The organism is Planctomycetia bacterium (assembly GCA_034440135.1).
GTDB lineage: Bacteria > Planctomycetota > Planctomycetia > Pirellulales > JALHLM01 > JALHLM01.
The window spans coordinates 1-11,349 of sequence record JAWXBP010000516.1; the positions used below are offsets into that span (position 1 = coordinate 1).

The window sequence follows — 11,349 nt, forward strand, 5'->3', positions numbered from 1 at the left end:
ACAGCTCCTGAGCCCACGCTGCCGGTCACGACGGTGCCGTGTCCCGCCAAAGTGAACGTGCGATCGATCGCCAGGCGAAATGGTCCTTCACGTTTCGCTGCAACTAAGGGCGCGACTTTGGCCGCCGCGTCACCCAGCGCTGCCTTCAACTTTTCAACGCCTTCGCCGCGCACAGTACTAGTGTGAATGATCGGCGCATCCGCGAGAAAAGTGCCAGCCACCAATTCGCGGATTTCTTCTTCGACCAGTTCGATCCAGCTCGGTTCCGAGAGATCGCACTTGGTGAGCGCGATCACACCGGCGCGGAGATCGAGCAACTTGAGAATCTCCAAGTGCTCGCGCGTCTGCGGTTTGATCGAATCGTCGGCGGCGATGACCAGCAGGGCCAAATCGATGCCGGTCGCGCCGGCGAGCATGTTGCGGACGAACCGTTCGTGCCCCGGCACGTCCACAATGCCGAGCCTGTATTCGCCCAGATCCAATTCCGCGAAGCCGAGGTCGATCGTAATGCCGCGCTGTTTTTCTTCCGGCAGCCGGTCGGTGTTCACGCCCGTCAACAGCTTGACGAGCGACGTCTTGCCGTGATCAATATGCCCCGCGGTGCCGAGAATCAGGTCCGTCGCCATAGTAAACGAATTGTACGAAGCCGTGGCCGTGGGAACCATTGGCGTTACGGCGGCGCTGCTACCTTACTCAGTTTATCTTGTGCTCGAATCAAGTCGCGGCTACCGTACGCCCCGATTTTCATCGACCGTTGGGCAAATCTCGGACTGAATTCACGCATGCTGCGAGCTTTACGAAGCGACATGACGGGTTTGCGCCGCACGGTGCTGCGCTGTTGGCTGGCGTGGCTTGCCGTTTTCGCGGCGACTCCGATCGCCGGGGGACAAAGTCCCACGCCTGCGCCGGTGTTCGCGCCAGAGTCCGGAGTCTATCGGCTCCCGCCGGTAACCGATGGGCCGCTGATCGCGCCGCTGGAACTCGCCTTGCCGATCGAGGACGTCAAAACGCCGGAAGCCGTCGACACGGCGATCGTGGTCGAAGAAGCGCCGCCGGCACCGCCCAAGATTTGGGAATCGAGCCTGGAATTCGGCCTGAACGGCTCGACCGGCAATAGCGAACTTTTCAACATGCGCTTCGGCGCACACGCCAAACGCTGCGTGCCGCACGATACGCTGACGCTGGATTTGACCTACTCGCGGGGTTCGCGCAGCGGCGTCTTGGCGGAGCATCGCGCGCTGTTCGACGTGCGGAACGAATGGCACTTCCAGGACAGCCCTTGGACGCCGTTCGTGAAGGGCTCGCTGGAATACGACGAATTTCGGGCGTTCGACGTTCGCGTCGTGGCGAACGGCGGTCTTGGTTATCAGATCATCAAGAACGACGCCACGAGCCTGATCGCCCGGCTCGGTAGCGGCTTTTCGCAGGAAATCGGCGGCCCGGACGACAGCGTGGTGCCGGAAGGTCTGGCCGGCATGGAGTACGAACACAAACTCTCGGAACGGCAAAAAATCAGCGCCGCGACCGAATACTTCCCGGACATCGGCGACATCAGCGATTTTCGCGCCACGAACAAGGCCGCCTGGGAGTTGCTCGTCGATCCGGTCTGGAACACCAATCTGAAACTCGCCGCGAATCACCGCTACGACAGCACGCCGCACGGGCTGAAGAAAAACGACCTCGACTATACGCTGCTGGTAATGTGGAAGTACTAACGCGCGAGAAGGAATTCGTCCACGCGCACGCGGTTCACTATGCAAACCCTGCCTCGCGTAGCAGCGTTTGGTATTCTTCCGGCGTGTTGCAGCCTCGGAGTGAGCGCATTTCTGGATCGATATCGGCGAAATCCGCTGTGGTCAACTCGCGCGTGTTTCGCTCGCGCAACAGATCCGTCGGCCTGCGCTGATCTGCAGCGAGCATCGATTCGATCGCGCCTTGCAAGCTGAGGCGGTAGACGGCCGCCAACGGATGGGCAAAGCCGTCGACGACCGGAGCCGCGATTTCTTGGTCGCCGAGCGATTTCAGGACGCGACGCACAAACGCGGAACTGAGTAGGGGCGCATCGCAACTGGCGACGAACACGGCGTCCGCTCGGCCGTCGAGCGCTTTGACGCCAGCCAGCATCCCTTCGAGCGGTCCGCGCCCTTCCTGGGCGTCACGGACAATCAGTACGCCAGCCGGAAGCGGCGGTAGTCGCTGGCCCGGGGCGGCGACCGCGACGACCGGCGAAACCACCTCGCCCAGAATGCACACCACGCGTTGCAGCAGCAACTCGGGCCCGAACGGAAGCCAGGCCTTGGCGGAGCCCATCCGCTCGCTTCGACCGCCGCAGAGAACGAGACCGGCGCACCGGAGCGAGGTCCCCACCATTATGCTCTCTGCGTCTCTGCGCCTCGGCGGTTCAAACACGCATGGCTAGTCATTGTTACGCTCGCGGTTTTCGTTCCGTTCCCGTCCACGGCGTCGCCGTTCTTCGCGGCCGGAGTCGTTATTGTTCTGCTGTTGATTGTTTTGCTGAGCGTTCGCCGGGGAAGTGGCGTTCGGGTTGGCAACGTTGGTGATGATCGCCCGCATCAAGGGGTCGTTGACGATACCGTTCACGCGGCGGACTTGAGCGACCGGACGATCCGGCATCGCGGCGTCGTCCAGTTCCTGGACCATGCTCTTGACGTCGTCGAGCAGGAATTGCGGGGCGGAAATCACCAAAGAGTTTGTTTTGGCGTTCACGCCGACGCTGAGCAAGCCTTTGAAGCGCGGGATGGCGTTCTGCTCGTCGCGCAGCAGCGAGAACAGGCTCGGGCGCTGTTCTTGCTGGGGCTGCGCCTGTTGCAGCGCCGGATCGTTCGGGCTGAGTAAGTCGCGGTACACGTCCTTGATGACCGTCAACACCTCGGGCGCTACGGCGTATTTGATTTGCACGATCTCCGTCTTTCGCACCGATTGCGAATCGACCGGATCAGGGCGATCGTACATCTCGATCAGCGATTCGATTTCGGCGAGCTGTTCCTCGTCCGCGCCTTGCACGAGCACGGTGTTCGTCACCGGATCAGGCACGAACTTCAACGGCCGCTTCTTCGACAGTCGCCCCCGTTCTTCCTTCTCTTCCTCTTGCGGGTAGTCGAAGTAGTAGTACCCGAACGGATTGCGATCCTCTTCCTTTTTCTTCTCTTCAAACACGTCTTTCAACAACTTCGATACGTCTTTAGCGTAAGTGTTCTTCAATTCGAACACGCGGTAGCTCATTTCCACGGGCGTCAGTTCGTCCAGCAATTCCATCATGCGATCGAGCGCCTCGCCGTCCTGGCTGGAGATCACCAATCCGTCCGGCCCCTGCGTGATCGTGATCGCCGGCACGCTGGGCGCGGCGACCGCCTCGGCTTCACGTTCCGCGACCACTTCCGGCGTCGTCGATGGCGCGTCGCTGCTCGGTGCGCTCCGCGGCGCCAGTTCGGCCTCGTCCGCCATCGCCAGTGCGAATAGCGAAGTAGATCTCATCGCCGTGGCGTCATCCACTTTCGCAGGCGCTTTTTGTTCCGGCTCAGTCGGTTGCTCGGGCGCAGGCGCGGCCCCCGGATCGATCAATAGCGGATTCGGGCTGACCGACGGCCACATTTGCTTGAGCCGGCGCAGTAAATCTTCGGATTCCTTCCCGGCCGGAACTCGGACCTTGCGCGAGTTGTTGCGAACCACGCCCTCGGGATCGATTTCGCCGAGCTTAACCAACAACATGCGAACTTCTTCGAGTTCAACATCGTTGGCACGGAGCAACAGGCGGTTGTTTCGGACGTCGGCCTCGACCTGAAAGCTGTCCTTTTCTTTCGTTTCTTCTTCCTCGCCGCCGCCGTAGTAGCCGTAGTAATAGCGCTGGCGGCGCTGGCTCGAGTCGTCTTTCTTCGGACCTGCGAACAGAAACTCGATCGAACCTGCGACGTACTCCGCGCTGAGACGTCGGAGTTTGACCACCTCGAAGCGCCGGCCGCTGCCGTCGAGGCGTTCGATCAGCGCGCGGATCATCACGTGATCCGCTAAGGGCGCGTTAGCGATGATGGCTTTGTTTTTCTTGTCGATCTCCAGCGTCGACGTGGGATCCAGCCCGCCCATCTCGCGGAGGACCTTCACCACCGGCTCCGGGTCGATGCCGGACAAGCGATAGACTTGCACGCGCGGCAACGTCGCGCCGAGAGCGCCTTGCCCCTGACGCGACGGTACGTCCAGAAATGAGATGGTTTGCTCGATCAGCGCCAACTTGTCGGCCGAGGCATGGGCCAGGACGCTGTTCTCGCGTTTGTTGGCGGCCAAGTAGATTTCCGACGGCCCCGAGGGCATGGCCGGTTGGCCGCCCTGTTGCTGCTGCATTTGCATCTGCTGCTGCATCATCATTTGCTGCTGTTGCATCTGCTCCGGAGACATCGGCGCGGCCGCATCGGCAGATTTGATACCCAACAGCTTGCTAACGGTCTGAATGACGTCCTCCGCTCGGGCGAAACGCAGCGTGAACTCGCGGACCTCGAACTGCTGCCCGCTGGAGTCTTGTTCGTCGATGAGCAAATCACGGATGCGGCGCAGATTGCCGGCGGTTTCCAGGACGTCAAGGCGATTCGTCGTCTTGAGCGCCGCGATCTTTCCATAGGGGCTCAATAGCGGCTTTAACTCTTCGGCCACCGCGTCGGCGCGGAGGCGATTCAAATCGAAGAACGTCTTCACCAGTTCATGGCCGCCTCGGGCGTCGAGCTCGTCCGCCTTGACGCGCGGCACCAGGCTGACGTCGAGCTTCGCGAGATTCACGACCAGCAAGACTTCGCCGCTGTCGAGAATCGTGTAACCGCGCGCGAGCAGAATGGAGTTCAGTAGATCGCGGACTTCGGCCACGCCATATTTGCCGCGCGTGGTGAGGTCGACAAAGCCCGGCGGCGCCTCTTGCCATTCGAGGCTCTTGTCGGAAATATCCGCGAGCCATTCCAGCACGGCCGGCCAGGGCTGGCCTTTGAAGCTGAAGGTGACCATGCCGTCGGCGTCAGGACGGGCTTGTAGCTCGACAGGGTTCGCGGGCTGCGCTGGTTCCGTCGGTCGCTTGGCAGGCGTTTGCGCCGCTGCTGCGTCGGCCGCAGGGGGCTGCGCCGGAGCACCGCCCGGTGGCGTCCCAGCAGGCTGACCTTCTACCGGCATAGCGCCTGGCGGAGGCACGGGGCCGCCTGGTGCAACCACAGCCGGCGCCGCGGCTGGCGCAACGTCCATGACCACCGCAGCCTTAACTTCTTGCGCAGTCGCTTGGGGCGCAACGGAAAGCGCAACGCAAACGCCACCACACGCAACGCGCAAAAATCGCATAGGTCCGCCTCTCCATGAACTGTGACCGCACCCTGGCGACCGGCCGGTGGAAGCAGTTTGCACGCCATGCCTCGACTTACGAACGCGGCTGTTCCTCGGTTCAAGGGCGACATCCAGATTAACAGACGACGCGCGGCGATCAAAGTTCTATCGAAAAAATGCCCGTTTTCTTGGAGAGAGGGCAAAAATGACCTCCGCTAATAGGGACAAATCCCTATAGCCGCGAACCGGCGAATCCAGCAGATGGAACCGCGAAACACGCAAAATGACGCAAAAAGGGAAAGCGAAATGGTCGAGGATTGCCATCTTTCTTGTCCACGGAACACACGGAGGCTCGGAAGCATCTTTTCCGTGTAATTTGTGGACAAGGCACTACGCCTGACTCGACTCACTTTTCACGTCCCTTCACGTGTTTCGCGGGCTTGCTCCGTCTAACGTCCTCGCCGGTAGCTGCGGCGGCGGCCGTCGTCGCCTCTTTCGGCCCCTTGGCCGCGCAGGTTGACGCTGACCGACGCTTCGCTCTCCGGATCAATGGCGTTATTTAAAATGGCGCGCAACTGCGGATCGTGAACAATTCCGCGAACCGCTCGGACTTCCGCGATCGGTTGCTCGGAGAGGGCGTTGGCGTCCAAGACCTCGACCAGGGAGCTCACCTGAACCATCACCTCTTCCGGGGCGGAAATCACCAGCGTGTTCAACTCCGCATTCACGCCGACCGAAAGTAAACCCTTGTACTGTGGGCGGTTATTGCGACTGTTCGTCCCGCGGTAACCGTACGGCATGCGGCGCTGATCCGGCGGGATGTTGGCCAAAATCGCCGGGTCGTCCGGGCTCAACAGATCGCGGAACACATCTTTCACGACCTTGGACAGTTCCTCGGCCGACGCGTAGGCGACTTTCACGATCTTCGTCTTCCGGGTCGGCTGCGTATCGGCCGGCGGCACCTGGTCGAACGATTCGATCAGTTTCGCGATCTCTTCCAATCGCCGCTCGCTGGCCCCTTGGACAAGGACGGTGTTGGTCAGCGGGTCTCCCAGAAAGCGAATCGGAATCTCCGTCTCGTCTTCGCCGGGAAGCGGCGCGGCGGTCGCCGGCAGGTCGTCGAAACCGCTCCAGCGGAATTTGGGGTCCGTCGCGGCGACCGGCTTGGGCGTCGCCGGGGTGCGCGGGGCGTAGGCGTTGGCCAACAGTGCGGCAACTTCCACGGCGCTAGCGTTCTTAAGCGTGAACACGCGGAGGCTTTGCTCGTTCGAGGTAATCTCGCCAACGAGTTGCTTCACGCGGCGGACAGTCGTCGGGTCGTCGCTGGTGACCACCAGGCCTTCCGGGCCGCTCGTCACGCGGACCGGGGCGGGACCGAGCGAAGCTGGCGGTGTTTCCACCGGTGCCGCGGTGCCGACCTCGGGCGCAGGATCGACGAGCACGTCTGCGACCGCTAAGGCGAGCTCCTCGACGGGGGGATTGCTCACGGGCTGGATCGGCGCCGCTTCCGCAGTCGTGGCCACGGCGTCGGTCTGGACCGGGGCCGCGGCGCCTTCGTCGGCGGCCGGCGCCGGCGTCACGGGCGTGGTTTCCATCGGGCGCGGGCTTACCGACGGCCAGAGTTTCTCCAGTTCGCGCAAGACTTCTTCGGGTTGTTTGCCTGGCGGTAGGAGAATGGTCTGCTGCATCGGCGGCGCGGCGCTGTTCGCGCCGTACTCGCCGAGCTTGACCAGCAGGCGGCGCACGTCGGCGAGCTCCGCTTCGTTCGCCCAAAGGAATAGGCGATTATTCTCGCGATCGGTGGCGTATTGCGCGCGCTTCGTCGCGCCGGGACGTTCGTTGTCGGCGCCGCGCAGGAGGAACTCAAGCGACTTCGCCACGTAATCGACATTCGCGCGGCGGAGTTGAATCATCTCCATCGTGCGCCCACCGACGTCGAGCTTATCGATCACCGCGCGGACCGTGACATGATCCGTGAGCGGCGCGTGAACGATGATCGCGCGGTTTTCCTTGTCGATTTCCAACCGCGCCGTGGGATCGAGCGTGCCCATCTCGCGCAGCACGCGGACGATGGGTTCCGGGTCGATCGTTTGTAATTCATAGCGTTGCATCCGTGGCAATTCGGCGCCGAGAGCGCCGTCTCCATCCACGTTCGCCGGGACGTCGAGATATTCGATCGCCTGCTCGATCACCGCGAGCTTATCCACCGGCGCATGCGCCAGAATGCTGTTTTCCCGCTGATTCATGGCCAAATAGGCTTCATCACCGCGGGGCGGCATCTTGGGGGCGTCTCCTTTTTGCTGCATCTGCTTGAGCTGGTCCATCAACTGTTGTTGCTGGTCCTGCGTCAACGAGACTTGCGCGCCGTTCGATTTTCCGCCGAGCAAAGTCTTCAAGGTTTCCAAAGTCTCGGCCGCCTTGGCGTATTTGAGACGATATTCGCGCACTTCCGTCGTCTGGCTGCTGTGCCGCTCTTCTTCGCCGATCAAATCGCGCATGCGGCGCAGGTTGCCGGCGGTGTCGAGCATGTCGAGCCGGTTCGTGGTTTCCAGCGCGCTGAGTTGTCCGTAAGGGCTCAACAGCGGTTTCAACTCTTCGACAAATACGTCCGCGCGCAGACGTTGCAAGTCGAATGACGTGCGCAGCAACTCATGCTTGCCGCGCTCGTCCAGTTGATCGGATGACACCCAAGGGACCAGGCTGACGTCGAGCTCCTTGAGATGCACGACGAGCAGCATCTCGCCGTTATCGAGCAGCGTGAACCCGCGCGCGAGCAGCACCGAATTAATCAGGTCGCGCACTTCCGGCACACTGTATTTGCCGCGCGTGGTGAGGTCGAGATAGCCCGGCGGGGCCTGTTGCCATTCCAGGCTCATATTCGAGACGTCGGCCAGCCATTCCAGCACGGCAGGCCAAGGCTGGCCGCGGAAGCTGAACGAGACCAGCCCGTCGGCGTCCGGCCGAACGGCCAATTCGGCGGCACTGGGGGGCGTTGCCGGAGTAGCGGGCCGTTCAACATTGGGGACCACAGGGGCCTCCCCTTCGGCGGCGCTGGGGGTCTTTTCCCCAACGGGCTTGTCGTCGGCACTCGCGCAACGAGGGAGCGAAGCGAGTGAAAGGAGCGCCGCAAGAATGCTCAGGAAACGAAGCGAGCACACGCGCATGAGAGTTACCTCCTCGGTGTGTGAACCACGCAACCCGTGGGAACTCGGAGCAGACCGAGCCAGGAAGCGCAATCAGATCAACATATGTGGATAGTTTGGCGGGGTCGTTAGTCTAACAGGGCGCCCGGCGGATTACCAGAGGAGGCGAACAGCCCGTTGGAGGGGTAGCGAAAGGGGATTCGTGCCATGCAAGAACACAAGCTTTCGTATGAACGGCGAGGAGAGCAAGAATCCAAGGGCACGGATTGCGCGGTTTGTCCGCCGTTGAGCAAGAGTGGCGCGCGACGCTTCGTGCATCGATTGCACGCGAATCGAATCCTAACCGTTCGTGAAATTGACTTGCCGCGAAGCTCACGGCTAGAATCCGCACTCGCCTTGTGGTCTTTGCCCCATACACGGAGGGTTTTGCGATGTCTAGAGTTTGCGCCGTCCTGGTCGTGCTTTCGTCCCTGTCGTGTTATGCGCGCGCAACCACGGTCACGGTGTCGCTCCCGGTAGTGGACGACCGGTCTGGTGAGGACACCGCTGATGAGTCGCAGGGGGTTCTATTCGATGGCATCTTTGAAACATTGTTTTCGGCCAGCGATGGGTATTTGCACACCTTCAATGGAATTGAACTCGAGCAGCGCAGCGCGATTGAGTTCAGCATGATGGATTTACACGACGAGGGCGCAATTGTTCATGCCGAATTGAAATTGCATGTGGCTGGTCGGACTGTGCAGCCGTTGGATTTGCTACTGCTTGGCTACGCTGGCGATGGAATTGTCCTTCCAGCGGACTTCGGGGCTAGTCGACTTATCGAATCGCGAGTTCTGGATGACACTCCTTCCAACCTTGATCTAACATACGATGTCACCGCGTTGTTGACGGAGCTTCGTAACGTCAATGCGACGCACGCCGGATTTGCATTTCAAGTCTCGCATGGTGCAACTCTGTTGTTGGCAAGCCAAGAGACGAGACTTGGCGACCAGTTTCGGCCAGAACTTCACGCCACGTATGCTGTAGTTCCGGAGCCCTCGTCGATCGCGATTTGTCTGATTAGCGTTGGCGCGATTGCACTTGTTTGCAAGGTGTCGTGAACTTGTCGCCTATCACTCGCATCAAAGGAACTCAACCGTGAAATCTGTCCAAAATCGCCGTCAGTTGTCGATCGAATCGTTGGAAGCGCGTCGACTCTTGGCGCCTATCGACGTCACCAATACCGACAACGCTGGCACCGGTTCGCTACGCTGGGCGATCGAACAAGCAAACCTTCAATCGCAATCGGACGAAATTCAGTTTGATATGCTTGGCGCGGGTCAGCACGTTATCACGCTGAACACGCCGCTGCCAAAGATCGTCTCACCCGTGACGATAAATGGCACTACGGCGTCGGGCTATGCTGGTACGCCGTTAGTCCGCATTCAGCCGTCCTGGTCGTTCGGTTCCAGCGGCCAAGGGTTGCTGGTGGGTAACGGACCGTTGGGCGGCGGCGGTACGTCGACGGGGGCGGCAATCGTGCGCGCATTATCCGTCACTGGATTTCCACAAGGCGGCATTCGAGTCGAAGCGAACGCGGATTTGCAGCTATACAACTCGTACATCGGCTTGGACCTGAATGGGGCCGCCGCCGGCAACAGCGGCAATGGCATTCACTACACGGGCACGAACGGCGACTCCTTCAATCGTATCGAAGGGAACGTGATCTCCAGCAACGCGGGGCATGGCATTTTGATGTTCGACGATCGCGAACTGGACATCGTCAACAATAAGATCGGCACGAACGTGGCCGGCACGCTCGATTTCGGCAACGGCCAGGACGGCATCAAGGTCCAGAACGCTCCCTCGGGGATGACAACCGAGGTGGACATCACCGACAACGTCATCTCCGGCAACGCAATGAAAGGAATTGAGCTGGTCAACGTCGTCGGCACGAACACCATTCTCCGGAACAAGATTGGCACCAACTCCGCCGGCAACGCCGCGATCCCCAACACGGAGAAGGGCGTCACTATCTTCACGAACACGACAATTTCGTCCCTGTCAACGGAAGTGACGGACAATCTCATTTCCGGCAACGGGTCGGCGGGGATTGAGTTGACCGGCGCCGATGTTCGCAGCACACTGATTACGCAAAATAAGATTGGCGTCGCTGCCGACGGCAGCGCGCCGCTCGGCAATGGCGCGGACGGCGTCATCGTCATCAATGGTGCTCGCGAGAACTACGTCGCTTAAAATACGATCCGATCCAACAGCGGCGCCGGCATCCGTGTTGCGGCGGCTGGGGGGGACGTCGACCGCAGGCGGCGTCGACAATCGCTTCAAGGAGAATTCGATCTCGGCGAATGGTGGGTTGGGGATCGACATCGGTGCCGCTGGTCAAAACACCAACGACCCGTTGCTCAACTTCGACTCGGACAACGGACCCAACGACCTGCAGAATCATCCAATCATCCTTGCGGCGGAACGAAACATCGTTGGAAGCAATACGATTATTCGTGTCCGATTGGAAAGTGCAGCCGCTGCCGAATTCCTGATCGAGCTGTTTGAAAACGGCACAAACGATGGTGAAGGGGCGGTTTTTCTCGGTTCGCAGTCCGCAACGACATCTGGTGGAGTTGTAGAACGCGAGTTCCAAGTTTCAACTGCTGTCGGTCAATACGTGACGGCTACGGCCACGGAAGTCATCGCAGGTCAGGCATTCAAAGGCAGCACATCGGAGTTTTCGCCCACGGTAAAGGTCACTACCGGCGTGCGCCCGAAGGTCAGTGACGTGAAGGTGAAGAGTTCGTCGTTAGGACTAGGCTCTGTTGACGATTAAATCCGCTTTAGGCGGATGAATCCGAGGGCCAGTTGGATGATTGCCAGAAATGTTTGTTTCAGTTTTTCGTAGCGA

The 11,349-nt window shown here is 60.6% G+C and carries 8 protein-coding genes; 4 read left to right on the forward strand and 4 right to left on the reverse strand.

The window, feature by feature from the left end:
- Positions 1-626, reverse strand: a 626-nt coding sequence (gene selB / locus SGJ19_29105; GenBank protein MDZ4784325.1) for a selenocysteine-specific translation elongation factor, incomplete at its 3' end; no start/stop codon positions are given.
- A 156-nt stretch (positions 627-782) separates the two neighbouring features.
- Here selB and SGJ19_29110 point away from each other — a divergent pair.
- On the forward strand, positions 783-1,715 hold the full coding sequence (locus tag SGJ19_29110) for a DUF481 domain-containing protein (GenBank protein MDZ4784326.1): 933 nt from the start codon (positions 783-785) through the stop codon (positions 1,713-1,715).
- 37 nt (positions 1,716-1,752) lie between these two features.
- On the opposite strand, the gene SGJ19_29115 is transcribed toward SGJ19_29110, so the two are convergent.
- The 3 genes from SGJ19_29115 to SGJ19_29125 form a co-directional block, all read right to left on the reverse strand.
- Entirely contained in the window at positions 1,753-2,370 is a 618-nt protein-coding gene (locus SGJ19_29115; protein ID MDZ4784327.1) for a molybdenum cofactor guanylyltransferase, read from the reverse strand.
- A gap of 45 nt (positions 2,371-2,415) precedes the next feature.
- A complete protein-coding gene (locus SGJ19_29120; protein ID MDZ4784328.1) occupies positions 2,416-5,235 on the reverse strand; it encodes a secretin N-terminal domain-containing protein in 2,820 nt (939 codons plus the stop codon).
- 524 nt (positions 5,236-5,759) lie between these two features.
- A complete protein-coding gene (locus SGJ19_29125; GenBank protein ID MDZ4784329.1) occupies positions 5,760-8,339 on the reverse strand; it encodes a secretin N-terminal domain-containing protein in 2,580 nt (859 codons plus the stop codon).
- 617 nt (positions 8,340-8,956) lie between these two features.
- Between SGJ19_29125 and SGJ19_29130 the strand changes: the two genes are divergently transcribed.
- The 3 genes from SGJ19_29130 to SGJ19_29140 are packed head-to-tail and all read left to right on the forward strand — an operon-like array spanning position 8,957 to position 11,274.
- A complete protein-coding gene (locus tag SGJ19_29130) occupies positions 8,957-9,553 on the forward strand; it encodes a hypothetical protein (GenBank protein MDZ4784330.1) in 597 nt (198 codons plus the stop codon).
- Between the two features lie 37 nt (positions 9,554-9,590).
- Positions 9,591-10,688 (forward strand): right-handed parallel beta-helix repeat-containing protein, encoded by a 1,098-nt coding sequence (locus SGJ19_29135; GenBank protein MDZ4784331.1) that lies wholly within the window; start codon positions 9,591-9,593, stop codon positions 10,686-10,688.
- 34 nt (positions 10,689-10,722) lie between these two features.
- On the forward strand, positions 10,723-11,274 hold the full coding sequence (locus SGJ19_29140; GenBank protein MDZ4784332.1) for a hypothetical protein: 552 nt from the start codon (positions 10,723-10,725) through the stop codon (positions 11,272-11,274).
- Positions 11,275-11,349 lie beyond the last annotated feature (75 nt).

Excerpts from the sequence above, each read along its gene's own strand:
- SGJ19_29115 (MDZ4784327.1), bottom strand. The coding sequence starts at position 2,370 with ATGGTGGGGACCTCGCTCCGGTGCGCCGGTCTCGTTCTCTGCGGCGGT.
- SGJ19_29110 (MDZ4784326.1), top strand. The coding sequence starts at position 783 with ATGCTGCGAGCTTTACGAAGCGACATGACGGGTTTGCGCCGCACGGTG.
- SGJ19_29120 (MDZ4784328.1), bottom strand. The coding sequence starts at position 5,235 with ATGGACGTTGCGCCAGCCGCGGCGCCGGCTGTGGTTGCACCAGGCGGC.